The organism is Paenibacillus cucumis (ex Kampfer et al. 2016) (assembly GCF_019748695.1).
Taxonomy (GTDB): Bacteria; Bacillota; Bacilli; order Paenibacillales; family Paenibacillaceae; genus Paenibacillus; species Paenibacillus polysaccharolyticus.
Map to the genome: position 1 here is coordinate 190,828 of NZ_JACLIC010000007.1, position 25,734 is coordinate 216,561.

General features: G+C 43.3%; 37 protein-coding genes. 5 read left to right on the forward strand and 32 right to left on the reverse strand.

Going from position 1 to position 25,734, the window contains the following annotated elements; genetic code table 11:
- Positions 1-110: 110 nt before the first annotated feature.
- The 5 genes from H7T88_RS03980 to H7T88_RS04000 form a co-directional block, all read right to left on the reverse strand.
- Positions 111-1,838 (reverse strand): helix-turn-helix domain-containing protein, encoded by a 1,728-nt coding sequence (locus tag H7T88_RS03980; protein WP_221787060.1) that lies wholly within the window; start codon positions 1,836-1,838, stop codon positions 111-113.
- Positions 1,839-1,883: 45 nt separating this feature from the next.
- On the reverse strand, positions 1,884-2,660 hold the full coding sequence (locus H7T88_RS03985) for a (2Fe-2S)-binding protein (RefSeq protein ID WP_221787062.1): 777 nt from the start codon (positions 2,658-2,660) through the stop codon (positions 1,884-1,886).
- A gap of 1 nt (position 2,661) precedes the next feature.
- Positions 2,662-3,702: an ABC transporter substrate-binding protein gene (locus H7T88_RS03990; protein ID WP_154887198.1), complete on the reverse strand. Its 1,041-nt coding sequence runs from the start codon at positions 3,700-3,702 to the stop codon at positions 2,662-2,664.
- Between the two features lie 157 nt (positions 3,703-3,859).
- Positions 3,860-4,138, reverse strand: coding sequence for a hypothetical protein (locus tag H7T88_RS03995; RefSeq protein ID WP_221787064.1), 279 nt, complete (start codon positions 4,136-4,138; stop codon positions 3,860-3,862).
- A 26-nt stretch (positions 4,139-4,164) separates the two neighbouring features.
- Complete coding sequence (locus H7T88_RS04000; RefSeq protein ID WP_312027576.1) at positions 4,165-4,725, reverse strand: TetR/AcrR family transcriptional regulator; 561 nt, start codon at positions 4,723-4,725, stop codon at positions 4,165-4,167.
- Positions 4,726-4,911: 186 nt separating this feature from the next.
- Between H7T88_RS04000 and H7T88_RS04005 the strand changes: the two genes are divergently transcribed.
- A complete protein-coding gene (locus tag H7T88_RS04005; protein ID WP_221787071.1) occupies positions 4,912-5,613 on the forward strand; it encodes an NAD(P)-dependent oxidoreductase in 702 nt (233 codons plus the stop codon).
- 125 nt (positions 5,614-5,738) lie between these two features.
- Entirely contained in the window at positions 5,739-6,110 is a 372-nt protein-coding gene (locus H7T88_RS04010) for a hypothetical protein (RefSeq protein WP_221787074.1), read from the forward strand.
- Positions 6,111-6,152: 42 nt separating this feature from the next.
- Here the strand turns inward: H7T88_RS04010 and H7T88_RS04015 are convergent, their stop codons facing one another.
- The 12 genes from H7T88_RS04015 to H7T88_RS04070 all read right to left on the reverse strand — a co-directional run bounded on the left by H7T88_RS04015 (position 6,153) and on the right by H7T88_RS04070 (position 15,576).
- The gene (locus H7T88_RS04015; RefSeq protein WP_221787080.1) at positions 6,153-6,647 is read right to left on the reverse strand and encodes a DinB family protein; all 495 of its coding nucleotides are present in this window, start codon (positions 6,645-6,647) and stop codon (positions 6,153-6,155) included.
- Positions 6,648-6,708: 61 nt separating this feature from the next.
- Complete coding sequence (locus tag H7T88_RS04020) at positions 6,709-7,719, reverse strand: LLM class flavin-dependent oxidoreductase (protein ID WP_221787082.1); 1,011 nt, start codon at positions 7,717-7,719, stop codon at positions 6,709-6,711.
- Between the two features lie 48 nt (positions 7,720-7,767).
- Entirely contained in the window at positions 7,768-8,520 is a 753-nt protein-coding gene (locus H7T88_RS04025; RefSeq protein ID WP_221787084.1) for an amino acid ABC transporter ATP-binding protein, read from the reverse strand.
- On the reverse strand, positions 8,517-9,227 hold the full coding sequence (locus tag H7T88_RS04030; protein WP_221787086.1) for an amino acid ABC transporter permease: 711 nt from the start codon (positions 9,225-9,227) through the stop codon (positions 8,517-8,519). Before H7T88_RS04030 ends, H7T88_RS04025 begins: the two co-directional genes overlap by 4 nt.
- A complete protein-coding gene (locus H7T88_RS04035) occupies positions 9,224-9,919 on the reverse strand; it encodes an amino acid ABC transporter permease (RefSeq protein WP_221787087.1) in 696 nt (231 codons plus the stop codon). The genes H7T88_RS04030 and H7T88_RS04035 overlap by 4 nt, the downstream gene beginning before the upstream one ends.
- A gap of 27 nt (positions 9,920-9,946) precedes the next feature.
- Positions 9,947-10,774, reverse strand: a complete 828-nt coding sequence (locus H7T88_RS04040) for a transporter substrate-binding domain-containing protein (RefSeq protein ID WP_221787088.1) — start codon at positions 10,772-10,774, stop codon at positions 9,947-9,949.
- A gap of 469 nt (positions 10,775-11,243) precedes the next feature.
- Positions 11,244-11,825: a chloramphenicol phosphotransferase CPT family protein gene (locus H7T88_RS04045; protein ID WP_221787089.1), complete on the reverse strand. Its 582-nt coding sequence runs from the start codon at positions 11,823-11,825 to the stop codon at positions 11,244-11,246.
- A 33-nt stretch (positions 11,826-11,858) separates the two neighbouring features.
- Positions 11,859-12,545, reverse strand: a complete 687-nt coding sequence (locus H7T88_RS04050) for a hypothetical protein (RefSeq protein WP_221787090.1) — start codon at positions 12,543-12,545, stop codon at positions 11,859-11,861.
- A gap of 34 nt (positions 12,546-12,579) precedes the next feature.
- Positions 12,580-13,458 carry an alpha/beta fold hydrolase gene (locus H7T88_RS04055; protein ID WP_221787092.1) on the reverse strand — a complete coding sequence of 293 codons (879 nt, stop codon included), beginning with the start codon at positions 13,456-13,458 and terminating at the stop codon, positions 12,580-12,582.
- Positions 13,458-14,018 (reverse strand): hypothetical protein, encoded by a 561-nt coding sequence (locus H7T88_RS04060; RefSeq protein WP_221787093.1) that lies wholly within the window; start codon positions 14,016-14,018, stop codon positions 13,458-13,460. The genes H7T88_RS04055 and H7T88_RS04060 overlap by 1 nt, the downstream gene beginning before the upstream one ends.
- A gap of 31 nt (positions 14,019-14,049) precedes the next feature.
- Complete coding sequence (locus H7T88_RS04065; protein ID WP_221787095.1) at positions 14,050-14,775, reverse strand: hypothetical protein; 726 nt, start codon at positions 14,773-14,775, stop codon at positions 14,050-14,052.
- Positions 14,776-15,009: 234 nt separating this feature from the next.
- Positions 15,010-15,576 (reverse strand): histidine phosphatase family protein, encoded by a 567-nt coding sequence (locus tag H7T88_RS04070; RefSeq protein ID WP_221787096.1) that lies wholly within the window; start codon positions 15,574-15,576, stop codon positions 15,010-15,012.
- Between the two features lie 218 nt (positions 15,577-15,794).
- Here H7T88_RS04070 and H7T88_RS04075 point away from each other — a divergent pair, with 218 nt between their 5' ends.
- From H7T88_RS04075 to H7T88_RS04085, 3 genes are read left to right on the forward strand one after another with little or no spacing between them, the layout of a single operon-like run.
- Positions 15,795-16,073 (forward strand): hypothetical protein, encoded by a 279-nt coding sequence (locus H7T88_RS04075; RefSeq protein ID WP_260510691.1) that lies wholly within the window; start codon positions 15,795-15,797, stop codon positions 16,071-16,073.
- Positions 16,074-16,097: 24 nt separating this feature from the next.
- Positions 16,098-16,265 (forward strand): hypothetical protein, encoded by a 168-nt coding sequence (locus H7T88_RS04080; protein WP_221787099.1) that lies wholly within the window; start codon positions 16,098-16,100, stop codon positions 16,263-16,265.
- An 18-nt stretch (positions 16,266-16,283) separates the two neighbouring features.
- Entirely contained in the window at positions 16,284-16,715 is a 432-nt protein-coding gene (locus H7T88_RS04085) for a hypothetical protein (protein ID WP_221787102.1), read from the forward strand.
- 79 nt (positions 16,716-16,794) lie between these two features.
- Here H7T88_RS04085 and H7T88_RS04090 read toward each other — a convergent pair whose 3' ends face one another.
- From H7T88_RS04090 to H7T88_RS04160, 15 genes are all read right to left on the reverse strand, one after another.
- Positions 16,795-17,274 carry a hypothetical protein gene (locus H7T88_RS04090; RefSeq protein ID WP_221787103.1) on the reverse strand — a complete coding sequence of 160 codons (480 nt, stop codon included), beginning with the start codon at positions 17,272-17,274 and terminating at the stop codon, positions 16,795-16,797.
- Between the two features lie 33 nt (positions 17,275-17,307).
- The gene (locus tag H7T88_RS04095; protein WP_221787105.1) at positions 17,308-17,862 is read right to left on the reverse strand and encodes a hypothetical protein; all 555 of its coding nucleotides are present in this window, start codon (positions 17,860-17,862) and stop codon (positions 17,308-17,310) included.
- A gap of 52 nt (positions 17,863-17,914) precedes the next feature.
- On the reverse strand, positions 17,915-18,298 hold the full coding sequence (locus tag H7T88_RS04100; RefSeq protein WP_221787107.1) for a hypothetical protein: 384 nt from the start codon (positions 18,296-18,298) through the stop codon (positions 17,915-17,917).
- Between the two features lie 55 nt (positions 18,299-18,353).
- Positions 18,354-18,917 (reverse strand): hypothetical protein, encoded by a 564-nt coding sequence (locus tag H7T88_RS04105; protein ID WP_221787109.1) that lies wholly within the window; start codon positions 18,915-18,917, stop codon positions 18,354-18,356.
- A gap of 34 nt (positions 18,918-18,951) precedes the next feature.
- Complete coding sequence (locus H7T88_RS04110) at positions 18,952-19,608, reverse strand: hypothetical protein (protein ID WP_221787110.1); 657 nt, start codon at positions 19,606-19,608, stop codon at positions 18,952-18,954.
- A 79-nt stretch (positions 19,609-19,687) separates the two neighbouring features.
- Positions 19,688-20,116 (reverse strand): GNAT family N-acetyltransferase, encoded by a 429-nt coding sequence (locus H7T88_RS04115; protein ID WP_260510692.1) that lies wholly within the window; start codon positions 20,114-20,116, stop codon positions 19,688-19,690.
- A gap of 390 nt (positions 20,117-20,506) precedes the next feature.
- Positions 20,507-20,767, reverse strand: coding sequence for a hypothetical protein (locus H7T88_RS04120; protein ID WP_221787112.1), 261 nt, complete (start codon positions 20,765-20,767; stop codon positions 20,507-20,509).
- A gap of 33 nt (positions 20,768-20,800) precedes the next feature.
- Positions 20,801-21,598: a hypothetical protein gene (locus H7T88_RS04125; protein ID WP_221787113.1), complete on the reverse strand. Its 798-nt coding sequence runs from the start codon at positions 21,596-21,598 to the stop codon at positions 20,801-20,803.
- Positions 21,599-21,673: 75 nt separating this feature from the next.
- Positions 21,674-22,111 carry a GNAT family N-acetyltransferase gene (locus H7T88_RS04130; protein ID WP_221787115.1) on the reverse strand — a complete coding sequence of 146 codons (438 nt, stop codon included), beginning with the start codon at positions 22,109-22,111 and terminating at the stop codon, positions 21,674-21,676.
- A gap of 64 nt (positions 22,112-22,175) precedes the next feature.
- On the reverse strand, positions 22,176-22,487 hold the full coding sequence (locus H7T88_RS04135) for a hypothetical protein (protein WP_221787118.1): 312 nt from the start codon (positions 22,485-22,487) through the stop codon (positions 22,176-22,178).
- A gap of 180 nt (positions 22,488-22,667) precedes the next feature.
- A complete protein-coding gene (locus H7T88_RS04140) occupies positions 22,668-23,177 on the reverse strand; it encodes a hypothetical protein (protein WP_221787119.1) in 510 nt (169 codons plus the stop codon).
- Between the two features lie 42 nt (positions 23,178-23,219).
- The gene (locus H7T88_RS04145; protein WP_221787123.1) at positions 23,220-23,711 is read right to left on the reverse strand and encodes a CDI toxin immunity protein; all 492 of its coding nucleotides are present in this window, start codon (positions 23,709-23,711) and stop codon (positions 23,220-23,222) included.
- On the reverse strand, positions 23,668-24,255 hold the full coding sequence (locus H7T88_RS04150) for a GNAT family N-acetyltransferase (RefSeq protein WP_221787125.1): 588 nt from the start codon (positions 24,253-24,255) through the stop codon (positions 23,668-23,670). Before H7T88_RS04150 ends, H7T88_RS04145 begins: the two co-directional genes overlap by 44 nt.
- Positions 24,256-24,301: 46 nt before the next feature.
- Positions 24,302-24,931: a hypothetical protein gene (locus H7T88_RS04155; protein ID WP_221787127.1), complete on the reverse strand. Its 630-nt coding sequence runs from the start codon at positions 24,929-24,931 to the stop codon at positions 24,302-24,304.
- A 164-nt stretch (positions 24,932-25,095) separates the two neighbouring features.
- A complete protein-coding gene (locus H7T88_RS04160) occupies positions 25,096-25,671 on the reverse strand; it encodes a dihydrofolate reductase family protein (protein ID WP_221787134.1) in 576 nt (191 codons plus the stop codon).
- Between the last annotated feature and the right edge of the window lie 63 nt (positions 25,672-25,734).

Consider the following 25,734-nt stretch of genomic DNA (forward strand, 5'->3'; position numbering starts at 1 on the left):
GACTCATTAAAACCAAAAAAAACAGGTCACTTATCCTCTTTACGGAGAGAAAAGATGACCTGTCTATAGTCTTAAGAATAGCTATTTGAACCTTGATTAGGGTAAATGCTTTATGTAAACCCCAACAACGCTTTTTCCACCTGATCCACAATTCCATTGATCCCCATCGGTCCATAACAACCAATCCATGTCGCTGCATCCACCGAATGTACTCGCTGCTCCTCTCCCCCACCAAGCATCTCCAAAACCCGCTGCTCTGTTGCCGATATCCCATCCTGCATAAGTTCATTACTCAGCAGAAAGTAGTGACTTGCCTGCACTGCGGGTAATCTCTCAACCGAAATATGATAGGCCGTATCGGAGGTGTCAGCCACAAACAATGGTGCAGGCAGACCTAGATCACGGTACAGCACAGCACCTGTACGATGAGCGGCGGAATGGACACGAACGAGCGAGTCCAACGGACGGATCAGGGCCACACTTTTGCCTGCCAATACTGTAGCTAGTTCCTCAGCCAGCAAAGCAGTTCTGCGAAGATAGTCGGCATTAATCTGCTTGGCCTCTGCTCGCTTGCCTGTCAGTTCACCGAACAGACTAAGGATCGTCTGCCAGTTTTCGTTACGTTTGAACATGAGCACTGGAGCGATCCCACTTAATCGTTCAAGATACTGCTCATGTACCTCGGTGCAGATGATTAGATCCGGTGCAAGTCGTTCCACCGCAGGCAGATCGGGATATTCATATGTCCCCAGTAATTCGGTGTGCTTGAGTCCTGCCTGAAGGGGTTGGGGAAAAGATAACACGCTGCTTCCAAGTCCGACACTCCCTACCGGAGACAAACCCAGCGCAAGCAAATGATCCGCATACTGCACATCGAGGGCAACGATACGCTGCGGTGTTTCAGTGACGATGCATTCCCCTTGCATATGACAGATGACCAGGCCTTGGGCTGATTCATAGGATGAAGCTGTGCGGTTTTGCAGTAGAGCATTCTCATAATCTGCATCGGTTCTAGAAGCGGCGGCATGCCGGTAATGTAACGGTGGGACGCCAACATACTTTTTAAAAGCCCTGCTGAAATAATACATATCTCGATAGCCCAGCTTGTCGGCAATTTCTCCTATTGAAGCATCCGTATGACGCAGCATGCGCGAAGCACTTTCCATGCGTAGCTGGATGACGTACTCCATCGGGCCGAGCTGCTTTTCTTGTTTGAAACGGCGCTGTAGTTGTCTTACGCTACAGCCCGCAAGGGCTGCCAGCTCTTTCAGCTCCAGGTTCTGACGATAGTGCGACGCAATATAGGAAGCGACCACATCCACCATATCGGACTCCGCTCCCCCCTGACCACGTTCATACGCCATGATTAGCTCATAGATCATGCCCTGGAGCAAAGCGTTGGCATAAAATCGTTCGAGTCCTTCGCCGCGGCGCCATTTGGCTACTATTTTTTCCGCATTCTCGATCCATTCCGCGTTGGTTGCCGAGTTCTGCACAAATGATCTGCGCAGCGGGTGTTTGCGGTATGAAGGCATAACAATAGAGGCTCCCTCCATGGAAGAAGCCTTGTATTGGATCACAATATAATGAATGTCCTCTGATCTGGCCGTCAACGTGTAGGATGATCCCTTCACCGCATGACAGGCAAAAGAAGCTCCAATGTGGCATCCCTCGCCATCCATTGCAAGCTCCCCTTCGCCTCCGTATGCCAGCAGCAGCACATTAGAAGTTACATTTGTTTCGTGCAAAACGCTGCCTGTCTGCAAAGTACCGCTATATCCGTCCAGCATCTTGATTGCTGTGTCACTCCAACCACTTGTCTGTTCCTGCAGCGGCATTTCTCTCATCTCCTGACAATCGCGTAGGTATAATCATTACTGTTGTCATTGTAGTTGAGATTCTTTCTCATTGTCAATTTTCGGACATTTGAGGCAATATTCCCCTGACATCTGGTACCAGAAACAGCAGGTGAGCCGATCACTTTTGGCAACATGCACATCGTTCTTACACTCGGTAAAACGGGTTAACGGATTCTTCCTCTCACCAAACACTTGCCCGGACGCTACCTGCGTCAGATAGGCGAAGTCCTCTCGAATGATCTTACGTTCCTGCTCCGTCTCACCTTCATCAGGAGCGAAAAGTCGCCCGATCCGTACCATGATATTCTCCCAGAGAATACTCATCGAAAGGGGTGCAATCGCAGCAAGTGTCTTTAACAGAGGTGTAAGCTGTACCGCGAACATCTCTTGGACTGCCTTTTCCCGCCAAACGTGTCTATCTCCCGTCAGCTCTTCAGCCCGAAGCTCGTTCACCGCTAGAAAAGGAAATCGTGTACCCTCCTCATGTTCTTCGAGCTTCGGATGATAGAGAAAGCTGTTCTCCAGCTGAAAGGTTACATGCTGATGATGAAATGTCATCGCAGTCACGAGCGGAGTCGTCCATAGATAGCCAATTCGCTTGGCTAACATCGAAGCGGCAACCTTCATGTCTGGTGCATCGATATAATGTTGAAACCAGCTGATATACTCTCGGCACGCCTCTTCGTCATGCAGCTCACTCAGCGCAATGCTACGGACACTATGTTGAGGCGGCTCGCCAAGCAAAATCGAATGATCCTCCACCGTCTCTTTCCATGCGTCTGTCGAGAGATATCGGCTCATATTAGTTCGATCCGAGCAGGGCTTCCGAAGCCTGATCTACAATCAGATTAATCGCAAGCGGTCCGTAGTATGCGATCCATAGTGTGGAGTTTACATCATACGTGCGGTTATTTTTCACAGCATCCAGAGACTTCCATACCGGATTGTTCACCATCGCTTCTGCTTCTGCGGCAAACAGTTCATCCGACAGGACAAAATAACGATCTGCTCCAATTTCAGGGACTTTCTCCATCGAGATTTCTACGGAAGTATCATCCTTGATTCCTTCAACAAGTGCAGGCATTTTCAAGCCCAGGTCATTATACAGAATGCCGCCTGTGCGGTGCTCGATGCCATGAACGCGAATACCTTCTTTACGCGGACGAATCAATGCTACCGTCTCATCACCCAGCTTCTCAGCCAGTTTTGTTTTCATTCCTGCCACTTTCTCTTCATACGCTGTGCGCACTTTCTCTGCCTCGTCTTGCTTGTCCGTAATCTTAGCTACTGTAGCTAACGTATCACGCCAGTCTTCGTAGAAATCCAGTACCAGGGTAGGTGCAATTTTGCTTACACTCTCATACTGCTTCTCTTGGAAGTCGGTCATGATGATCAGATCCGGGTCAAGTGCAACAATGGCTTCCAGGTTAGGCTCGTCCCGTGTACCCAGCACTTCAACGCCACTCGCCTGATCACCCAAGTATTCTGGAAAATCAGTGTTACCTCCAGCGATAACACTACCTGCCGGCTTTTCGCCAACCGCTAACATTTGATCCAAAAACTTAACATCCAGCACGGCCACTTTCTTCGGTTTTTCGTTTAGAGTGATGTCACCCTTCATACCCTTGATCGTTACTGGAAAAGCGCCGTCGGTCTTCGTCTCTGTACTTGCAGGTGTATCCGAAGGCGTTGCCGCGGATTGTTTACCGCTATCTGTACCTGTTCCGGCACCGCACGCCGTCAGGACAAGAATCAGGGCCAACATCAAGCCCATCAGTAATCGTGATTTGTGAGCAAGATAGCCTTTGCTTCCGGCTGCTTGCCCGTTTGTTCCTTGTTTCATTTGTAAATCCCCCTTATGTATACTAGTGATAATGATTTTCATTATCGAAACATAAAGAGAGTATAAACGATCTGTGTATCGTGTTACCATGTACTTTTGCGACATTTCAGTCGGACTAATGCGACATCGTCATTGATATTTTACCTACACCTATCCACTATCCGCCTTTTAATTTCTCAGCAATGTAAGCCTGAAGACGGTAAATGTCTGCAAGAAGTTCTTCTTCCTCCGGCGTATTGCCATACTCCCCCAGCCAGCGCGGTGTACGGAACTGCCAATCCTCTGTCAGGTACTGCTTTTCATCTCGATACTCCCTAATATGTCCCAGGAAATATTCCAGTGAGCCGAAGGATTGTTTCTGATTATCGTTAATGATGGATTGAGTATTCTCAATGATAGTATGTAACATTTGCTCAATATGCTCTTCTGGATTCATAGTGGATCTCCTCCAAAGGAATATTTTTAAGGATTTGTATCCAGATTTCGTTCAAGCATTGCTCCTATACGTTCAGACATTACGGAAGGTGGGAGAGGTCTTTCATGCGTAAACCACCATTCGACGACCCCAATGATCGCTCCCCCCACAAACTGAACCTCCACAATCTGGTCTTTCATTAATTCGGTGTTCATAACAGCTGGTTCGCTCTCGTTCCCGTTCTGTAATTCATGAATAAAAAAGTCCAGAAACTGCTTACGAAAAAAAGAACTGCCTTTACTCGCCAGCAATGCGTAGAAAAATAAAAAATGCTTCTCAAAATACTCAAACCACACGAATACCATGTTGTTATAACCCGTGTCCATCTCCGTAGATTCACAGATTTCACGCAAATTCTCAATATGCTCTGTGATGAGTTTATTCAGAAGATCGAATTTATCTGTGTAATGAAGATAGATCGTTCTGCGGCTGATATCCGCTTTGTCAGAAATGTCCTGGATCGTAATATGATCAAAATCTTTGTTCATCATCAGTTCAGTAACCGCCGTTTTGATCGCTTCTTGGGATTTGCGTATCCTTCGATCCACCTTTACCACCTTATATCACCCTTTTTCTTCATTGTTAATACACATTTTCAAACCATCTGTGCACAATTGCACGCAATCCAGCTTTTTAGCCATTGTAAGATTTTTATTTACGTATACCATTATACATAGTTGATAAATAATACACTACTGTGCATTAATTCACAGTGAGAAATGGAGTTTAACCATATGAAAATCGCAGTCATTGGGGCTACCGGAGGAACAGGAAAAAAAGTGATTGAACGCGCACTTGGATTAGGGCATGAAGTTATTGCCGTTGCTCGTCGTCCCGAAGCCATTGCTCCAATAGAAGGACTTACTGTTAGAAAAGGGGATGTGTTCGATTTACCTGTTATGATTCAGGCCATTTCAGGGGCAGAAGCTGTCATCAGTTGTATAGGCCCTCCCCTCAATGTATCATCCACCTCCGCCAAGAAGGGCTTGGGTAATCTCAGTGCCGGTTTAAGTACAATGAAGGCTAATTTCTCACCAGGTACGGTCATGTCTGTGGGAATTCCAAATATTATTTCGGCCTGTCAGCATACAGGGGTTAAACGTATGGTGATGCAGAGCGGCATTAATTTGAGCGATGGTAGAGAATTTTCTTATGTCAGCCGTCTCGCCGTGCATCTGATGCGCCGTATTTTTTGGAAGGCCATTCAGGATAAACATATCGCGGAACAAGCGCTCATCCAAAGTGATCTGGAATGGGTCATCATGCGTGCATCCGTGCTTCAGTATGCGGAAGGGAACTTGGAATATACGGCTGGTCCACTCGCTCGCATCAATCCAGTTGCTGCACTTCCTTTTGCAGATTGTGCTGACGGGCTAGTACGCGCGGCAGCCAGCCAGCCCGATTGGACCGGAAAAATTGTGAATATAGGGAGATAAGTCGTTCGGATTGGAGGTTCGTTTCATTTCTTATATACTCTATGTAGGTCTGTGTTAAAACAAAAGAATCGATGCCCCATAATAACTGAGACATCGATTCATATCATCTAACTATGAGGTGAATCATGAGTATGCGACTAAAAAGGAAGTATCTCACTATAGTGTTCACCGTTTCCATTATTGCTTTTCCTATTATCATTGGATTTTATATGTTCAACAAGGTTGTCGACCCGGAAGAGATAATGGTTACGAAGACTGACGTTTCTCCTGAGCTTATTACGATACAAGGTGGATTCGGAGACAGTATCAGCAAATATCACGGCTACAACATCTCACATCATGATCATTCACTATTCATCCAGATCAAAGGCAGCCAACTTCCGATTGGAGGTCATAACGACTTCAACATTTCATTCTCTAACACATATGGGAATATTGATGAAATCTACTTAGTAGGGCAGGACAACGCTAAAAGAAAGATTTGGCCTCAGACATAACGGATACCTGCCTTCCCGTCGCTCTCATCATTGCATTTCCTATTACTTCGCCTGCTTTTCAACCAACTCTTGTTTGATTCTGCCAATCTGGTCGAGATGGTTCTGCACATGAGCGACAAAAGCAGGAATGATTGCAGCTAGAGATACCGTCTCGCCTTTGAAGTTAATGCCGGTTTTCTCCCATTCTTCGTCGCTCAGCCGCTCCAGTAGTCCTGAGTTGTACTGCACCAGACCATTAGCAATCGTAAGCAACTGAGAAATCTGCTCCTCATTTGCCTTTTGTCCGGCAACCCATGCATCCTGGTTAAACCCAGGCAGCGTCGCTGGTGATCCCGCTAATATTTCACGGATGCGGAAGGATACGACGATACTGTGATCCACCAGATGTCCCAGCACTTCCGTAACACTCCAGGAGGAAGGAGAAGACTTCCACCTCAACTGCTGCTCGGTCAAACCTGCAATCTCCTGTTCAATCTCTTCATAAGCGTGTACATATGCCGATATAATGGATTCTGTCTTCACTGTTGTGTTCCCCATGATTACCGCTCTCCGATCTATATAAGTTTAACTACAATACGGATGATAGGATTTGCTATGTTTACACCAGTTCCCCCGTAAATGCTTCTTTCAGCAATTGGAATGAACGTGTTCGTTGTTCAAAATCGGGAATAATCGTTGTAAACACAAAGCTGTTTACGCCATATTCCTCCGACAGCTCAAGCAGTCGCTTCCGCACCGTTTCCTTGGTACCGCGTGTAATGTCCGCTTCGCGCTCCACCACCGTATACGTTTCTCCCGCCTGTCTTGCGAATTCTGCTGCTTGCTCCAACGTCTGCACATTCACGGTTTTGCCACTCGCCAGCGTTGCACGCACGGTTTTGTGCTGTCCCGCCAGCGCATTTGCCTCTTCTTCCGTATCTGCCGCTATGACCGACAAGGCCAGAATGGCTTCAGGCTCTCCGCCATGTTCGGTGTTAAACTGCGTGCGGTACGTATCCAGTGCGATGCGTGCCGTTTCGGGATCACTGTTGATAAACAGCGCAAACGCATAAGGTAGCCCCTGCTTGGCTGCCAGTTCCGCACTTGAAACACTCGTGCCCAGCATATAAATACGTGCCGGTTGACCTGGTAACGGATGCGCTGTGAGTCCTGGCTGCGCATGAGTTTCACTCGCCGGAGCGTTCAGGAAGTTTCTCAGTTCCACCAGTTTGTCATCCAGCGTTTCCGGCTCGGCGATTCCCTTTTGCAACGCCATTGTGGAACGAGGTAAGCCGCCTGGAGCTCGCCCAATCCCTAGTTCAACTCGTCCCGGAGCTAGTGTCGCGAGCACATTGAAACTTTCAGCCACCTTATATGGGCTATAATGCTGGAGCATGACACCACCGGAGCCGATCCGAATCTTTTGGGTCTGAGCAAGCAAATACGACACGAGCACTTCCGGCGATGATCCGGCAACCCCTTCCGAGTCGTGGTGCTCCGCTACCCAAAACCGGTCATATCCAAGTGATTCACCAAGCTTCGCCAGTTCTACGGTATTTTTCAACGCCTCCGTAGCCGACTGGCCTGGAAACACAATGCTCTGATCCAAAATCCCTAATGTAAATGACATATCTCTTCCCCCTTGGATATTCCTTCTTATGTTTCTGATCCCGTGTTCTTATATGGAATATGAAGTATCCGGTGTAATGCGTTTGAGAAACTGCTTCGTCCGTTCTTCCTTCGGATAGCGGAACAACTGCTTCGGCTCTCCTTCTTCCACAATGACCCCGCCATCCATAAATACAACATGGTTCGCCACTTCCTGTGCAAAACCCATCTCGTGAGTCACGATGATCATCGTGATGCCTTCCTCTGCAATCTGCCGAATTACCGCCAGCACTTCACCTACAAGTTCCGGGTCCAGCGCCGAAGTCGGTTCGTCGAACAAAATAACCTCTGGGTTCATCGCCAGGGCCCTGGCGATCCCGACACGTTGTTGCTGTCCACCTGAAAGCTGGCTAGGGTATGAATCGAGCTTGTTTCCGAGACCTACCTTTTCAAGCAAAGCGACACTCCGCGTCCGTGCTTCCTCTTTAGCCACTTTGCGGACAGCCACCAGTCCTTCCATTACATTTTGCAATGCTGTTTTGTGGCGGAACAGATTATATTGCTGGAAGACCATCGCTGATTTTTGGCGTAAGGCATGGATATCCTTTTTGGCGTGTTTGCCGTAATCCAAGTTGAAACCACCGAGTGTGATATGCCCGGAGTCTGGTTTTTCCAAATAGTTAATGCAGCGCAGAAGCGTTGTTTTGCCTGATCCACTCGGCCCCAGAATCGCAACGACCTCTCCACGTGCCACCTTCAGATCGATTCCTGACAACACCTTATTGTCTCCGAAGCTTTTGTGTATTTGCTTGAGTTCAATCATGACACGCCTCCCCGGTTGTACGATCTGAACCGCTTCTCTGCCACTGCGGTCAGTCTTTCAATCATGACGGTCAGTCCCCAGAAGATGAGGGCCGCCGCCACATATGCCTCGAAAAATTTCCAGTTGGTCGATGCGACAATTTGCGCCTTGGCGTTAATCTCCACCACCGAGACCGCAAATGCCAGTGTAGATCCATGCAACATGCCAATCAGCATGTTAGAAACGTTGGGTAGACTGGCTGCAAAAGCCTGTGGCAACACAATTCTGCGCAGTGCCTTCGTCGCTGTCATACCCAGTGAATACGCCGCTTCAATCTGACCGCGATCCACCGCGAGCAAGCCGGATCTGACAATCTCTGACGCATAAGCACCAGCCGTAATCGAGAATGCCAGGTAAGCAAAACCGATCAATGGAATGGACGACGAGTTGAACCCCAGTCCGAGTGAGGAAGACACGCTGTCAATAATCATCGGCAGTCCGAAATAGATCAGTAGCAGATGTGTAATCATCGGTGTTCCGCGAATAAACGTAACGTAGGCCGTCGCCAGCTGGCTTAGTACAGGAATCCGAAACTGGCGGAGAAGGGCGACCGCTGTGCCGATGATAAAACCAAGTACCACCGAGACCACCGTGATCGCCAGTGTAATCGGGATGACACCGAGAAGTTGCACGAACGCGGTCCATACAAAGGAAGCATCAAAGCTCATATCGGAGCAAACCCCCTCTTTTGCACTTTCCGCTCAAGTACACCGAACACCCTCTCCAGCACAAAACTCAAAACAAAATAAATGAGCGCCAGCGAGATATACGCTTCAATAAAATGACGAGAGATCGTTGCCAGCGTAGACGATTTGCCCGTCATCTCCATGACACCCACACTGAACGCAAGGGATGTGTCCTTCAAGCTACCAATCACCATGTTGGCGAATATAGGCAATGCCGTCACATAAGCCTGCGGCAATACAATCCGGAAGAACGCTTGTGGGCCAGACATGCCCATGGCATAAGCTGCTTCGACCTGTCCCCGATCCACGGAAGCGACGGAAGCCCGAATCATCTCCACCATAAACGCTCCACTATTGAGCGAGTAAGTCATAATGACAAAGTAGATGGCAGGTGCGCGGTTCGCATTAATACCGAACAAACTTAAAATTTCCGGCACGCCGTAATAGAACAAAAACAGTTGAATCAAAATCGGAGTTCCGCGAAAAAAGGACACATACAGCTTAGACAGCTGTTTCAGCACCGGAATATTGTACATCTGCGGCAGTGCCGCGATGGAGCTAATGATTAGACCAAGCACCATTGCACTAACTACAATGAGAAGCGTAGTACTGATGGTGGGTAAGAGCTTTACAAAGTAGTCGATGACATAACTGAATTCAAATGGTGCGCCCATCGTTGCAACCTGCCTTTCCTGTACGTGTTATTTCGTTTCCGATTGCGTAGCATCAAAGCCAAGCCACTGCTCACTCAGTTTCTTCAATGTACCGTCTGCCTTGATTTCCTTGAGTGCTTCATCGACGCGATCCGCAAGTTTCTGTTCTTCAGGATCATCCTTGCGGAACATAAACAGGGTATCCGATTCACTGAGTGGTGGACCCACCAGTTTCAGCTCGCCGCTCGGATCAATGAGTGGAAGCGTAAAGTCCGCTGCTACAAACGCTGCAACCCGTCCAGCCTTGAGCTGTGCGATGGAATCGTTAGCCACACCGCTTGAATACACAATATCTAGTGCATTGTTATTCTGATTGTTGTAGTTTTCTAGCAAGATGGCCTGGGCACTGGTTGCTGTCGTTAACACTTTTTTGCCCTTAAGATCATCAATGGAATGAATGGTATTGTCATCTTTGAGAACCGCGATTTTGTTCTTCCAGTGGGAATATGCTTCTTTATTGAATAAATATTTCTGTTCGCGCTCCGGGTTTTTCTCCATCTGATGCGCGACCATGTCAATTTTGTTCGTTTCGAGACTGAGCAACAAGTTCGTGAACTCCATCGTCTGCAGATCGAACTCGTAATCATCCAGCCGTTTATCAATTTCTCTGACGAGTTCCACATCGTATCCCGTCAGCTTGTTATTTTCGTCAATAAAAGCGACATTCGGAAATTGCGTGCCTGTTCCCACAATAATCTTGGTTGGTTCTTTCGCTCCCTCAGCTCCCGATGCCGTCTTCGTGTCTCCCCCGGTGCTGCATCCTGTCAGCGCTAATACGATTGCAGTTGTAAGTGTTAGAACAGACCATTTTTTCATGTTTTTCTCCCCCGTTATGTGTGCGATTATTTTAAACCACTAATTCTTACATGTTAACTAGGAATTAATTGATCTAAAAATAGCATTCCAACAGGAACATCGTCAACGGGTTTACTTATAGAACAATTCTATATATAAATAAAATATTCGATGGGTGCGATTACAACTCGCCTTAACATTACCATGAGTGTCCACTTGCAATAATATAGACGACTTCTACACTAAACCTGATCGTTATCTTTATCTAACGTGATCTCGGAGAAACAAGCAAAAAACCTAACGAAGAATCGTTAGGTTCAAGATGTCCAACACCCTTATGAAAGTATAACTAGCCGCCCCTTCTCCTTCACTTATCTTCTATATAAGTTGAACTAAAGATGTTTACACGGAGCACTCCGACCACAGAATAACCTTCCCATCGCTGTTATCCCCGGATTTTTTTGGATTCCCTTTTCTTCAACTTATATAGTTATCTTCGACTTAACTTCTTAAATGCCGAGTACTCTTGCCCGGAGTTCATATAACTTAGTATTTTTTCCGCACATGCAGCTGAAGTGAGTTCTTCTGTATTCACATCCAGATCATACTCATCGTAAGCGTATATGTAATCGAACTGGGAATGAGCAAGCCCGATCTCGCGATCTCCCCGGCTCTGCTCTCTTCTGGTAAGTTCTTCTTTGGAGCAGTGTACACCAACAAACAATATCGGATAATCCGCAAGCAAATCATAAAAATCATTGAACAACTTGTCATCGCTGATGACCGTATCCACAATTACATTCAGACCCAGCTCCGAAAACAGTTTAATGGTTGAGAAGTACAATGAACCAATCGGGCCAAATAGGATATCTGACATCACACCCGGCTCCACTTCTCTTGTTGGCTTCATATCGGGATATGTCGTATCTATGAAATGATCATAATTTTGAAAAAATTGATCTACGGACAGATGATGCAGCGGCATTTCCCCTTGCTTTTTCATTTCCAGCGCAATGCTTGTCTTGCCTGAACTTGACGTTCCGTTTAAAAAGATAATAAGTCCTCGTTCCATATGGTTCACCCTTATCTATTAAATTGGTGTTGCCTAGCTGAGCTCTTCTCCCTTTAAGATATCCTTTGAAAATTGATCCACAGCGAGCCAGGTAGACACATCTTCTTCTACATACTTCTTCCAAGCGATTACAACATGAATTTCACATACTTCATCCGATCCCATCTGTGACATGGGCACACTAATCCCTTTTCCAGAACTCAGGATGTACCCCTGTGCTTCAACATCAATACCTTCACCATAGGATTTCGGAATCCGATCCCCTTGGTTTCTCCTCATCATTAATAGCGTTCCGTCTTGTGTACCGATATGTAACTGATACGTTTGATTTTTATATTCAATCGCTTCGAGTCCTTCTCCAGTATCCGATCCACAGCTTGTCCAGTTATATCCCTCTTTCCACGAAGCCGTGAAGCTGCACTCATCAATCTGGTAATCATTCTTTGGTTTGATTCTGAATACAGCTCCCCAGCATTCTTCTACTGCCTGATCGCAAGCAAGTTCTACATCCACTCTACAAATTGCGAGTTCGCAGTCCCATGAGTCGTAGTAATACTTATACAACCACCCACCGCTTTTGAGCTTGGCGCATTCTGTTGCAAGACAGGATTGGTTGGAGACCGAAAGTGAGAATTCCACGGTGCCCAGAGGTGTACAAATAGACGGCATCGCAGGCATCTGCGGTATATCGTTGGTTTCTTTTCCATGAAAAAGCTTCATGTTCTCTCTCCTTTGAATTGTTGCTCCACAGCCATCATTCATTCCAGAATTCAATAATTTTCTGGTTTACCAGATCCGCCTGCTCGTGGTTAATGGCATGACCTGCATCTCGAATGATCTCATAATTCAACTGGTTGCGCTGTAGCCAATGTATCGCTTTTGGATAGTTAGAGAGGATGTCATGTTCCCCGATCAGAAACTTGGCCTTTCCTACCAGTGTGGCAAGTTCCACATCATCAACAAATTGTATCCGGTGTTTCATCATAGACTTGTTGTTGAAATACTTCAGCAAATAAGTCCAGTGTCGCATCAATTCTTCATTCTCGGCAAAGACCGCATAGTTAGGGCCACATAATTTTCGAAGCAGCTTCTCACAATTTTTTTCCGAGAGGAACAATGCTTCAGGCATAAAGGCTTTCATCATTTTGACCATCACTTCAAACGTACTCGATGAAATTCCGCCTGCCAGGCACATGGCTTTTCTGATTCTGTCAGGTCTTTTTAGTGTGTAAAAATAGGACAGATATGCACCATAAGACACGCCGCAAATATATGAATTGTGGAGCTGAAAAGCGTCCATGATGTCATCCATCCATTTCACCTGATCAAACCGTTTGAAATATTCGGCGTTCGGCTCACTTTTCCCCGATCCTCCAATCGAATCTACCGCTATGACATAGAACTTCTTGGAAAGCTCGTTCATGTTGTACATCCACATCATTGCGGCATTATCCGCAGTGCCATGGAACAGTAACAAGGAAGGATTATGCGGATCTCCGGCAGTAATCACATGTGTCTGTCCAAAGCTCGTTTCAATAAATTCCTCTTCAATATGAACAGCATACGATTGCAGCAGCTTGTCATACGACTGGTAGATGAGCTGTCTTCCTTGAGGTGATTTATATCGCTCCATTAGGCACCATTTTCCTTTCCTTTACATGGTTGCTCCTTTTCCTTTTTAACATATTGTCTAAAATATTCCCTAAACACATCATAGATTTCCTGCACTTCAAGGATCTCTTCTTGGAACTTTTCCTGTATTTCTGTTCTTTGTTTATATTCCAGCTCGATGTTAAATTCCTCGGCCTCATAATGAGTTAATAATTCAAAAAAGTACTCACAAGGCTCCTTCACTGCTTCACAACCGTCAGCATACTGTCCAGCTTCCATCAGAAAGCTGGCCCAGGATAATTCTCTTCTGTCGTATTTTATGTACAAACAAGCAATATACTGATCAAAATGTGTATGATTATAATAAGTACAAAAAGGTTCGGAGTGGATGTATTTGTTAACGATCTCAATAGCCGCACCTTGATATCTGATCGTTGCTAATTCAATGATCCAATACGGCGGCTCCTCATATTCCATAATAATGTCATCACAAAACGGGTGGAAGTGTTTGTACCAGATTAATTTACTCTGGAGCATAATCCCAAGCTTACAAGCAAACTCTTTGGTAAGTTCAATCTCCATACATATACTCCTTCTGTAAGCTTAAATAGGACTAACGCTTGCCTATGAATAATTTCGTCTGAGTCCAATGAAGATTATAACCATAACGGTACAACTCGAAGTATGGATACAGGCAGTTTTCTGCTTCCTGCAGACCTTCATAACGGGGCCATTGCAAGTAATAGGCTACCCAATAGTCACAAGCAATTGAATAGTAGGCTTCGCTGAGGATTTCAATCGCTTCATCGTAGTTTCTGCGAGAGCTAAGAAGGTCTCCGAGGGCTTCGTAAACCGCCTCGCTATCTTCTTCGTCCGTGCCTTGGATGGCTCTTTGCTCTAACTTTCCAAGCTCACCCTGTGGTAACACAACCACTTCCTGCACACAGGCCAGCTCTTGTAATGCTTCCATAGCGATATCCGCTGATTCGTCATCTTCTGGCACCATAGAGAACAGACTTTTCAAGCCTACAATGAGCTCCAGACCCCATTTTCGTAACGTTTCCTCGGAAGCAACCTCATATCCACCATTGAAATAACCGGGCACATATTCGCCGGTGAAGTCCTCCGGATTCAACATCGCATAGATCGGACGTATTCTGTTCAAGAAAAGCTGGCCCTCTGGAATCGACTCAAATACCCGTTCAACACCTGCACCCGACGGCATAAACCACTGAAAAAATCCGTACAGATGCTCTGCTTCAACCTGTTCGCCATCTTCTGGCATAAACTCTTCTCCACCCATTGCTAAACAATAGAGGCCATATTCCTGTTGATCCATGCATACTCTCTCCCCTCTTTTTCGAGCAATCCTACCACTCTCTCCATTCTTCCGTAATATCTGCATTCTCCTTGATGTGCATACCAGCCAATCTATCTACTCCAGGGTTTCGTCGGTTTGTCCTGAAACAATTCTTGTAATATCATCCGGGCTATTCCCTCCAGCCGCAATGTTATTTAAATTTTACCTATAACCAAGATGACGTACTAGCTCTCCTGTCGAATCACTTTTTTCTTATTCTTGCCAGAGCCTTCTCACCTTCTCTAAGGTTAGCCCGTCAAATTGTAATTGGTAGATATCCGGTTTCGTAGTCTGGTTCATAAAATGCAATCCGTAACTTGGATCAAATTCATTCATTATTAACGTCATGACATGTCCGTGTGTGCCGATCGCTACTTTTTTCCCAAAATGCTCTTCTACAATCTGTTTCAATACGGTCACAGCCCTATGCTGGCAGACTCTGTTCGATTCTCCTCCCGGTAATGCGTAATCAGGGTCATCAAACATCTGCTGTTCAGCAGATGCAAAATCTTCATCCGCCACAACCCCATCGGAAAAATGTCTTTCTCGCAGATCCTCCATGAGCTGGATTTCTAACCCTAAAGCCGTTGCAACTCCCTCCAAGGTTAAAACAGCCCTGGCATAAGGACTTGAAATGATGGTATGTATTCCTTCTTCCTTTAATATCTCTGTTACTTTAGCCGCACCCTCCCTGCCCTTCAAGGTAAGTCCTCTCGTTCTTTCTGTTCCTTCGTTAAACGGTGACTCCGCATGTCTGACCATGTAAATGATCGTTTTCATAGGTTCCTCCTTACATAATTGATCTGGATAGACATCAATGGCCCAATAGGTCTTAACATTTATATATGTCAAGATGCCTCACCTTGTCTATTACAATGATATATAATAGAGTATCTTTAGAGTTTATTTCCATAAAAGGAGAATTAAAACCTATGAGAATAAAACCTTTGGCTCTGACTCTACTTATTTTCTTATCCTTATTAGCAGGCTGTTCTAGTATGTCTACCTCACACAAGCAAGTTATTGTAGAAACGGCCAAACCCATAAGTGTTCAATATATAAAAAAGTACTATAATGCGGACTTTATTGTAACGGGTCACGATATTGATGCTCCTTACATCCATCCACGCCTATACCTATATGGTTACATCAAGGGACATGAGGATGAACATGTTACCGTTTCCTACGACTATGATAAACAAGAGGTATTCAGTGTACAAGGACCAGGCTGGTTTATAGATAGTCGAAACCCGAAAAAGGACGTACCTTCATCTTAAAATAATCTGCACAGAAAGGATGATATGATGTCTCTTTTCAAAAAGAAATACGTACTGTTCTCCATATTAGGTGTGCTTGTTATCTCTATCGCTACTATCGGAATTGTAAATAATCAATCCAAACCGGATCAAACCGTCTATAATGTAGTCAATCTTCCTGCCAACTCCATCACCTTCAGCGAAGTGGAATAGCTGCATGAGTTTGCCGAATTGATCGTGATCGGTTACGCAGAGGAAGAGTTTAACGATCGCGAACATGTGATCACCGCATTCGATGATGGAGCCATGCAGTCCTTTCACACCAACACCAACATCAAAATTAAGCAGATATTGAAGAAGCCCGAGGATTTCCTTGCAGATCAGAAGAAATTGACAATAATTGAACCTGTCAGCTTGAAAGAAGATGTCAAGTATACCGTTAATCAGTATGTTGAACTGCAGAAGAGTGAACCAAGTGTACTATTTTTAATGAGAAATACCTATGGTGACTATGGATTAATCAATGATAATTTAGGAAAATTCAGCTTGGAAGGCCTCAGCCAGAGCAGCTTACCTGAAACCGCCACAGCACAGGAATTATCCGAATACGCAGCATTTCGCCACTCGGTTATGAAGAAGTACAATTTAGGACAGGATTCTTAATCAATCTCATTGGTCATAAAAATACGTTTGATCAGATCAGCCCCAGAATAGGGGCTTTTTTTATAGTTCATGCCGTACTCTACAACTTTTTATCCCGATCATATTCCATCAATTTCTCCTCAATGAACGCCCATGCGCTGTTCAGATCTCGGTGAACCCAATCAATGTCGTCAATAGACTCGTCACTATATTCTCCCAAAATCAAAGTTCGTATTGCCTCTTCCGATTGTTTGCCTACAACAAGTGCTTCTGGGAAAGGAATTCTCCCAGACTTGGCTTTACCGATATCAAAAACACGCTCGATCAGATCGCCCCATTCGTAGACCAGCTCACTAAAGTCCAAAATCAAACCGTCTGGTCCCCAGGCTTCAACTGCTGCTTCTCCGATGGCACACATATAAATAGCATCTGAATTCCCAGATGAACCAAAACCATACTCACCCATGAATTTTAAGATCATGATGCTACAGTAATTAACGGCTTGGGAATCTCCCATATGCACTTCATATTTCAAATCACTAAGCTCTTCCAGCTTCAACTGCTTGGTTACAATGTCCATACAATCCTCCATATATAACTTCATATTACTCTTCTATCCGAACCAGAAAATCACGCGTACATCTTGAGGCTCTCCTAACACGGAAAGCTTCGGGATCGTTTCATAAATAAAATCGGAACATACCTGTTTAACCTCTCTATATTCCATAAACGCATCACAATAAAAGCGCTCGTCCCATTTGAACTGCATAAGCTCTTCTAACAAGAGCCAGCTGTGGTCATAGAAGTCATCTTTACTCTCTAATGCCACTTGAAGCAGCTCGGGAGAAAGATCAGCCGGAAGACCTCGCGGGGCATCTATAAACTTAAGATTACGGTCATTTCTGGTATTGGACAAAATACCAAACAGATCGTAGTTTCTAACTCCGCTGTAAAATTGATATGGATTGATCTGTACGAGTTGAGCAGCACGCTCTTCCGGGTACAGATGGTAGTTGGGATTGACCTTCCAGTGATCCTCGCTAACCCAACGGGCTGTGTCCTTCAATTCTTTTTCACTTTTCGGGATTTCGACCAGGCTGCCATTTGTCCATTGATACTCTCTTCGGTAGTGTTTTTTCTCTACATAAAACCAAATATCTGTCCCCATAACTCCTCCTGACCTTACTACGACTTTGTCGAATCATCGACTTCTACCTCTTTTAAATACGTTGGTCCAATGCTATGATTTCACCTTTCCAGTTCAAACTTATGACTTCTTTGTCTTTCATTAAGCACCAGTCAATGATCTTCCCTATCAGTCGTGGTGTAACTACGCCATCGTTCCATACGGGTGTTCGAACTCTTCGGTGACCCATATAATCTGCAGTCCAACCTTCAAACTCTTTACCGATAATCACTAACATTGGGACCTCAAGATGACCTCTAATGCACTGTCCCACCTCATAAGCGACAATAAATTTTCTATCCTCAGAAATGATATGTAGTTTCATGATCCCTTCATCGTCCAGATCCGGCTTTACATACCAAAAAAATAATCGATTCGCACGAATAATACTGCGTTTATGTTTCTTGCTTACACCCATCCATCCACCTCTCGACACGGCGCATCCAATCGCTGAACTCATTCATGATGAGCTGTTATTTTTTCATATAATTATAAACTTTAAAATCATCATACTTCACATAGAATCCTTCTTTGATAAGCATCTGTTCTTCCTTCTCAATTCCAAAGGAAAAAGCTGCGCCTGGACCAATTCCTGTCTGACCTACTGCAATTTCCTTCCCATTCTTATCGTACAATTTCATATTAGTGTCCATGGATGTACTAATCCCCTCGTCAGTAAAGTATCCATTATATATAAATGCTCCCGAAGGATTGTTCATATTAAAGATCGTTCTAAACGAAAAATAAATATCGTTACCTCTGTTTACCACATCCAGTAGCAGAGTCGAGTTGTGGATCTCGGCTGCTTGGATATCTTTTTTCATGGGTTCATCGACATTAAAATTAATCCATTCGGGTTTTACAAAAATTTCAACAGGAATATGTTCTGATCTCAGCGTGACGGTATACCCATCTTGGTTCAAAACCTTCTCTGTTATTGCCTCGCTTGGGGAGTCTGACTTGTAATACTGATATATAAATATCGCAGCTACAATCACGATAACCGTTGAAAGTAATGCCCATCTTTTGTTATTCATATCTGTTCCTTTCCTTTTCGATGCTTAACTCAGACTATATGCTCATCCCTTCAGCCATTTGAATTAAAGTTGCTGCGGACTGCTGCTGCCCAATCAGTTCATACTGTAGTGCTTTTCCGCTGCTTCCAACCTCAATCCAGATCAACCGGTCCATTCCGTGATTCGAAAAATAAAATGCTTCTGCGCCCCGAACGCGTAGCGGTTTCACCTGAGACAATTCATCCTCAGATAGGTAAACTCGGCTTTTGGTTGTGCCAAAAATGTGAAGGGTCAGTGCCCCTTCTCCTTGATACTGGATTCGGATACCTACAAGTTTGTTGTTTGGATGCAAATCACGGATCACGACCTGCTGTCCTGTGGTTCTGCTCTCTTCAGCCATAGCTTCAATCTCATCCGGTGTCAGATTATCGAATCCATAATAGACCTGAATGCTCTCAACCCCCGCATGGGCCGGAAACTGCGGCTGCCACTCCGTCAGCGTTTCCTTCAACTGCTCCAGTCCGTGCTCCCATTTAACGGCAGCATAATTCGTCTGCTGGGTGAATTGGTGCTCTCCAGCATTTGCAATGTAAATGGCCTTTCCATCACCGGGTTTCAGAGTGCGTATAATTTGATCTACGACGTAATCACTTTCCTGCGCTTCCATCTGAATTCTACCAAGAAAATCACCGTTTCGATTATTAATATCCAACCATGATCACCCTCCAACGTAGCTATTTTTGATCCATCCGATTTATCAGGCCTAATCAATTAAACCCACCCATGCTGTATCACATATGTAATACAAATCCTGTCTTCCTACCCTTTTTAAACCCTGCTCTCGCATAAAAACGATGCACTTCTTCTCGCTGAGAACCCGTCATTAACATCAACTTATAACAGTGCTTTTGCTCGGCGATATCCTTAGCCTTTTCAAGTGCCAGTTGACCCAACCCCCGCCTCCTGTAATCCTTATGCGTTATTACATTTTCGATCAATCCATAGGGTCTAGCATTTCTAGTCAGATTTTTAATAATAACTACAATACAAGAAGCAACAAGTACACTTTCATGTTCCACAACAACAATGTGCATATTCTTGTCCTGCAGCATTTCAGCCCAATGATCTGCCAAACCTTGATCTCTGTTTAGTTCAGGATCATTCGGTTGAAGAAACGTATACAGCAATAACAAATCCTCTAATTCATCTTCACGAATCAAACGAGCTTGAGTCACACCATCCCACCTTCTTTTACACCCAATTATCTATTATTTATTCAAATATCTCTTCGTGACGTTGCTGCCCCGGTTCACTCAACATTTAATCATCGTTCATAATAAAACATGACATTTCTTCTCTATCTTGTCAATTCAGAAAGTCCAGTTTCGCTTGCGTCAGGATTTTTGTCAAAGGTGAAGCGTGGCGCGTCTATGGATAGGTAAGCCGCATAGGGGCGACTTGCTGCTCTAGTTGGTAGCACCTTATGAAGAAGCCCCGCGACAATGAATCGCGGGGTTCATGTTTAACATCACAGTTGTATGGATGAGATGTCAGCATAGATGTGACTATTTTAAAAGATGACATCCATGGTTCAGTTTTTTATTCTATTTTCATTGTTGATTACCCTTTATCTCCTGAACAACTTTAAATGCACACTTCAAGCAACTCAATAGATTTAATTCAATGCCCGTCTTTTCTCTAAATGTTGTATAAATGATTTGAGCTATTTGATTTTCGTTCGTTGCTGCGTTTACTTGTTTGCATATCACTTTTATCTCAATATCATATTCATTACTTGGTGCCCCACCAGCCAGAAGTGCAAGTGGGTCCCATGCGTTGATAATCCTTGTGAGTATTTCTTCAGTCTTCAAATAGACCTCCATATTAAATTTTATAATTTCATATTATTTCTCATTATTTTTTCTAAATATTCTCTCAATCACGTTGCTTTTTTTCTTAATGACAGGTTCATCCTGGAACTTTGCGCTAAGCCAGAATGAACCAGAAATAATGCCACCGACTATCATTTCCTTGTTAACGAGTTCTTGATCAATGACAACATCAATCTCCCCACCTAATGTTCTGACTAATGCCCAGGTGAAACGTAGCTTCGACTGCTCATTAACAATCTCTGCCGTTTCTACGATTCGCCCAGTAAAAATGGCTGTTGCACTTGGTGTACCTTCACTATCAAATAGTCCGGATGGGATAAAAGATTCCACTGCAAATTTCAATTCACTATCTTGGGACAGGTTAAACTCTTCTTCATCTTTATAGATCGTCACTTCATGTGCGAATGCAGATAATTGTACATGTATACTCTGAGGAGTCAGAATTTGCCCGTAGACGCCTCGGTTAGGTACATCAAAAACGAATGGATAACTCCCAGATTCCATCGAATCATCGGGTTCAGCCCAAGCATGAAAACTGCCATCTAGTTTATTGTTTTCGTCTGGCTTTAATTCTGCAGTAAGTCCGATATTCATACGAGATGAACCTGAAAAATGTGGATTCAATCCGATAACCTGATTTTTTTTATCTATTTGAAGCCATATCTCAATCCCTTCTCCTGCCAGAGCAAAAGCATATTGCCCATGTTTAGCTTTAATTCTGGTTCCTGTTGAGAGTGCATACTCGGCGATATTTTCAAAATCTTCTGGAGAATTTACACGAAATCCCAATGTGGTCATATGATTTACCATTTATGCATAACTCCTTTGTATATTTACGTTGTCTGTTATGTTTCGCTTTGTCTAATACTCATCCATTGGACTGATTCACCTTACCGCTTTAGTGAAACAATAGGATAATCTATCAAATCCTTTAGATTCATAGAATTCATGTGCTTTTGTACGTTGAAATCCACAATTTAATATCATGTAAGAAAGTCCGTTCTTTGAAGCAAAATCCTCGGCATGGTCAATTAATTTAGTGCCTATTCCTTTTTGTTGAGCATTTTTTTGAACAACCAGACCATTAATTTGTAAGTATCCTATCTCATATTCCAATGCCATGATTTGCACCATTGAAATACAACCAACTACCTTGTTATCTGATACGGCGACTATTATTTTGTAGTTTTCATCTGAATTCAGTCTTTCGATCCGTGCAGATATATTATCAGAAGTAACAGTCGGACTGCCTAAGTCATTGTTCCATAACATGACTACATCAGAATAGTCCGTCTCTCGGATTTCTCGAATCACAACGTCCATGGTTAACCTCCGATCTCTGAAATGATACCTTATATTATTGAACCTACGAGGATTGATGTTCTTATCATTCCTTCAACCATTCTATCGTTCCTTTGGCAATAGTCTTATTCGTTTTTAGTGAGAAACTGTTGCCGGGTTCCAACAGATGATTCGGCACTTCTTCTGAATTGTGGAATAGATAATACAGATCAGCCCTAGCTTCCCTATGTTCATCCGGTTGACTATGTAACTTCACGACAGCACTCCAGAGCCCGAATTGCAAATCTGGATCCACATCAAAAACGATAGGTGCCGAAAAGTCCTCCGTAATTGCTGCCTTCTGTCCACCTTCTGCCTCGCTCAAAAAATACAAGCTAACAACCGCTACTTTCTTCACTGAAGACCACTTCCAATGTATTAGATTAATTAAAGCTCGATATATACCTCTTGTTTTTCCTCTTCGTTGTGAATCCGCCAAAATTCATACTGCTCTATTCCACCTATATTAATGCCAGAGAGAAAAGTTGGATCGAAAAACAGCACTTGTTCATTCTTCAACAATAACTTTTCTTTATACTTAGTAAGAAATCGACCTATAATATAATTCGTCGTTGATCATGAAACGCTTAAATCTTATGTTCTCAAGATCTATAACATTCGTAGCTTCCCTTGAATGAAAAACAATCACATTGAAATATTCCAGCAAGAAGTTAAACATTAATTGATACAAAGCTTGGATCATGACTTTCGTACAATCTGAATTACATTTCATATCCAAATCATATAACTCTACAACACCAAAAGGAGGCAATACATCCTCATAATCAAAATCATCATTCGATGTATCTGTTACATAACTATTTTTGATCCATGCGATCTTTGGTGAATGCTCCTGGTATAAATCAATCACTTTACATTGAAAGGACAAGTTTTCATTATATTGAACATGTATATGTGCAATATTTTCACTTTCTCCTTGTGTGACATTAATATGATGATTGACCACCACTGCTTTGATTTCTGGAGACAAGTATTCCACATCTTTAAAGCTAAAATCTTTTTCTTCAAGAAATGTACTTACTCGCAATATTTGCCCTCCCAACATCCTTAATCCTCATTTTTACCACCCTCATTCTTTCTTTTGCATCACTCTTACGATTCCACCATGGAAGATTTCAATAACCTGCCTCTCTTCTCGATAGACCCATATATCTGGAGAAACAGCAGTAACATCCTCCAGGTTTTTAACGATCTGATTCAACCTTGCTTTGATTACAGGATCTGATCCATGACTCCATAATATATAATAATATTCTTCTTGGTTCATATATCGATTTCCAAATGTATTCTCATCCATTTCCTCATACGCTTTATATGAATCCCATTCTATTCGACCATATAAATTGATTTTAAATTCCGCTTCAAATAATTTATATATTTCTTTTGACCGTTCATCGGTCATAACAATCACATCACTACCTAACGCTGCCAAGCATTCTTCAAACAACACACTTGTTTCTCTTTCCTTATTTTTCAGTTTGTTTCTTCTCAACAATGTCTGAAGCCTTCTTTTTCTGTCAGATGGCAAAGTTATCTTCCACTCTTTTCGCTGAATTCTCATTTATGATCGAATACGTTCTGAGGTCTTCGAATTTCCCTTTAATGAATATATGCTTTCTATAAATCCCTTCAAACTCCATGCCTGCTTTCTCCATGACTCTGGAAGAACCCGTATTCGTTGATATACATCTAGCTTCAATTCGAACCAAGTCCATATGTTCAAAACCAAATTGGATTATTTTCTCCACACACTCCGTCATATAACCTTGTCCCCAATAATCTCTTGACAATGCGTATCCAATCTCAGCTTTGTGGTGATGGATATCCCAGCCTACATAGTCGCAAGTTCCGATGATCTTGCCTGTTGTTTTATCTTGTACCCCCCATGGGCTAATCTGGCTTTTATTATATTTATCTATGATGAAATTAACAAATTTTTCTGTATCCTCTATTTTCATATGCGGATGCCATGTTGTATATTTGGATACTTCCGGGTCACTACAGTAAGAATAGATATCCTGCACATCATTCTTTTCAATTTTTCTAAGTATGGCTCTGGAAGTCTCAAGCACAGGTAAATCGTTGTAAACATCTTCAATCTTCATTTTCAACACCTCCAGTTTATGTATCTATAATAGAACGATTCAAGCGTTACACTTCACTTTCATGCAAATGATCCACTTCGATCCAGCTCATTTCTTGAATGTTTAGTACTTCCTTAAATTCTTCTACTAATTGATGTTTAGATTCCAGTTGAGAATAGTAGTTCGCATTCAAAATTTGGCTTAATCGTTGTATTTGTTCATCAGCAATTTCAAATCGTTTAAATGTCTCTAGATTGCAATTTGTAAACTGTCTTGTGATCGCCTCATCATATTTATTAGTTGTTTGAATTTCTTCTATAAGTTCAATTCGGATACTCTCCCCTCTAGGGTCGACATATAAAAATTCAATATGATCTTCTTCCGGATACCTCTCTTCCGCAAGCTCTATAATTATCGTATCTATTAATTCATATATTATTTGAAGACTTGCAATCTCTTTGAAGTTGTAAACTACACGATAGCCCCAACCATGGTCCTCGAAATTATAAAAATATAACACTGGAATTTTTTCTGAAATTTGAATTAAACTTTCCGGGATTTCTTCACTCACCTCTGTATCTTTAGTGATGAATACAAACCATTGATCATTTAAATTATCTATGTAAATTGGATCATATTTAAGAATTTCCTCTTTATATTTCATTAATGTTACGCTTCCTGAAGTAAATTCGCTCACGGTTTATGCTCCTTTTCATTTTTTAAAACATCTTTCCGTCAAAAGCAGCTGGCAGAAGATTATTTTCCTTCTATACAAATGACCCAGCCTTAGATCATTTTATCTTAGACTGGGTCTTGTGTAATGGGATTCTTTCCCTTTATTTTATTTTAAAGAAAACCCATTCATTTAATCGCCCGATAAAAGAGACCTAGAGCACCGGAATCAAAGGTTTTATTTTCAATAAGTTGAAGATTGATCTTCTGGTTGAGACCTTGGAATAACGGTAATCCACTTCCGATTAAAACGGGAGACACTGTAATTTTATATTCATCTATTAAGCCAAGCTGCATAAGGTAGTGTGCGAACCTTGGACTACCGAGTATGACCATATCCTCGCCTGGTTGTTGTTTGAGATTTTTGATCTCTTCTTCAATATTTTCTTTTACCAATCTGGAATTGTTCCACTCGACGTCGCTCAGCGTTGTTGAAAAAACAATTTTGACGGCCTTCTCAATCCACTCGGCATGATCCCGTTCATGCTGAGAAGCCGATACGTCCGAACGTACAGATGGCCAGTAACCGTGCATCATCTGATACGTCCCACGTCCCCAAATGACCGTGTCAGCAGTACTCAGAACTTCTTTCGCGTATTTCTCCAAATCTGCATCGTAAGAAACCCAGCCAATATCCATCTCACCATTGGGTCCTTCTACATAACCGTCAAGCGACGAATGCAGAAATAAAACGAGTTTTCTCATCTTCACTTCTCCTTGTTTATGAGGGATATCTCCGCTAAATCTGAACTGAACTCTGACATGATT

Coding starts and splice junctions, on each gene's coding strand:
- H7T88_RS04105 (WP_221787109.1), bottom strand. CDS start 18,917: ATGAATAACAAAAGATGGGCATTACTTTCAACGGTTATCGTGATTGTA.
- H7T88_RS04075 (WP_260510691.1), top strand. CDS start 15,795: ATGTCTACCTCACACAAGCAAGTTATTGTAGAAACGGCCAAACCCATA.
- H7T88_RS04100 (WP_221787107.1), bottom strand. CDS start 18,298: ATGGGTGTAAGCAAGAAACATAAACGCAGTATTATTCGTGCGAATCGA.
- H7T88_RS04130 (WP_221787115.1), bottom strand. CDS start 22,111: ATGGACGTTGTGATTCGAGAAATCCGAGAGACGGACTATTCTGATGTA.
- H7T88_RS04050 (WP_221787090.1), bottom strand. CDS start 12,545: ATGAAGCTTTTTCATGGAAAAGAAACCAACGATATACCGCAGATGCCT.
- H7T88_RS03980 (WP_221787060.1), bottom strand. CDS start 1,838: ATGCCGCTGCAGGAACAGACAAGTGGTTGGAGTGACACAGCAATCAAG.
- H7T88_RS04055 (WP_221787092.1), bottom strand. CDS start 13,458: ATGGAGCGATATAAATCACCTCAAGGAAGACAGCTCATCTACCAGTCG.
- H7T88_RS04095 (WP_221787105.1), bottom strand. CDS start 17,862: ATGGGGACAGATATTTGGTTTTATGTAGAGAAAAAACACTACCGAAGA.
- H7T88_RS04005 (WP_221787071.1), top strand. CDS start 4,912: ATGAAAATCGCAGTCATTGGGGCTACCGGAGGAACAGGAAAAAAAGTG.
- H7T88_RS03985 (WP_221787062.1), bottom strand. CDS start 2,660: ATGAGCCGATATCTCTCGACAGACGCATGGAAAGAGACGGTGGAGGAT.
- H7T88_RS04030 (WP_221787086.1), bottom strand. CDS start 9,227: ATGAGCTTTGATGCTTCCTTTGTATGGACCGCGTTCGTGCAACTTCTC.
- H7T88_RS04025 (WP_221787084.1), bottom strand. CDS start 8,520: ATGATTGAACTCAAGCAAATACACAAAAGCTTCGGAGACAATAAGGTG.
- H7T88_RS03995 (WP_221787064.1), bottom strand. CDS start 4,138: ATGAATCCAGAAGAGCATATTGAGCAAATGTTACATACTATCATTGAG.
- H7T88_RS04145 (WP_221787123.1), bottom strand. CDS start 23,711: ATGAGAATTCAGCGAAAAGAGTGGAAGATAACTTTGCCATCTGACAGA.
- H7T88_RS04080 (WP_221787099.1), top strand. CDS start 16,098: ATGATGTCTCTTTTCAAAAAGAAATACGTACTGTTCTCCATATTAGGT.
- H7T88_RS04015 (WP_221787080.1), bottom strand. CDS start 6,647: ATGGGGAACACAACAGTGAAGACAGAATCCATTATATCGGCATATGTA.
- H7T88_RS04060 (WP_221787093.1), bottom strand. CDS start 14,018: ATGGAGATTGAACTTACCAAAGAGTTTGCTTGTAAGCTTGGGATTATG.
- H7T88_RS04020 (WP_221787082.1), bottom strand. CDS start 7,719: ATGTCATTTACATTAGGGATTTTGGATCAGAGCATTGTGTTTCCAGGC.
- H7T88_RS04090 (WP_221787103.1), bottom strand. CDS start 17,274: ATGGACATTGTAACCAAGCAGTTGAAGCTGGAAGAGCTTAGTGATTTG.
- H7T88_RS04040 (WP_221787088.1), bottom strand. CDS start 10,774: ATGAAAAAATGGTCTGTTCTAACACTTACAACTGCAATCGTATTAGCG.
- H7T88_RS04045 (WP_221787089.1), bottom strand. CDS start 11,825: ATGGAACGAGGACTTATTATCTTTTTAAACGGAACGTCAAGTTCAGGC.
- H7T88_RS04160 (WP_221787134.1), bottom strand. CDS start 25,671: ATGAGAAAACTCGTTTTATTTCTGCATTCGTCGCTTGACGGTTATGTA.
- H7T88_RS04150 (WP_221787125.1), bottom strand. CDS start 24,255: ATGAAGATTGAAGATGTTTACAACGATTTACCTGTGCTTGAGACTTCC.
- H7T88_RS04035 (WP_221787087.1), bottom strand. CDS start 9,919: ATGGGCGCACCATTTGAATTCAGTTATGTCATCGACTACTTTGTAAAG.
- H7T88_RS04010 (WP_221787074.1), top strand. CDS start 5,739: ATGAGTATGCGACTAAAAAGGAAGTATCTCACTATAGTGTTCACCGTT.
- H7T88_RS04065 (WP_221787095.1), bottom strand. CDS start 14,775: ATGGATCAACAGGAATATGGCCTCTATTGTTTAGCAATGGGTGGAGAA.
- H7T88_RS03990 (WP_154887198.1), bottom strand. CDS start 3,702: ATGAAACAAGGAACAAACGGGCAAGCAGCCGGAAGCAAAGGCTATCTT.
- H7T88_RS04070 (WP_221787096.1), bottom strand. CDS start 15,576: ATGAAAACGATCATTTACATGGTCAGACATGCGGAGTCACCGTTTAAC.
- H7T88_RS04125 (WP_221787113.1), bottom strand. CDS start 21,598: ATGGTAAATCATATGACCACATTGGGATTTCGTGTAAATTCTCCAGAA.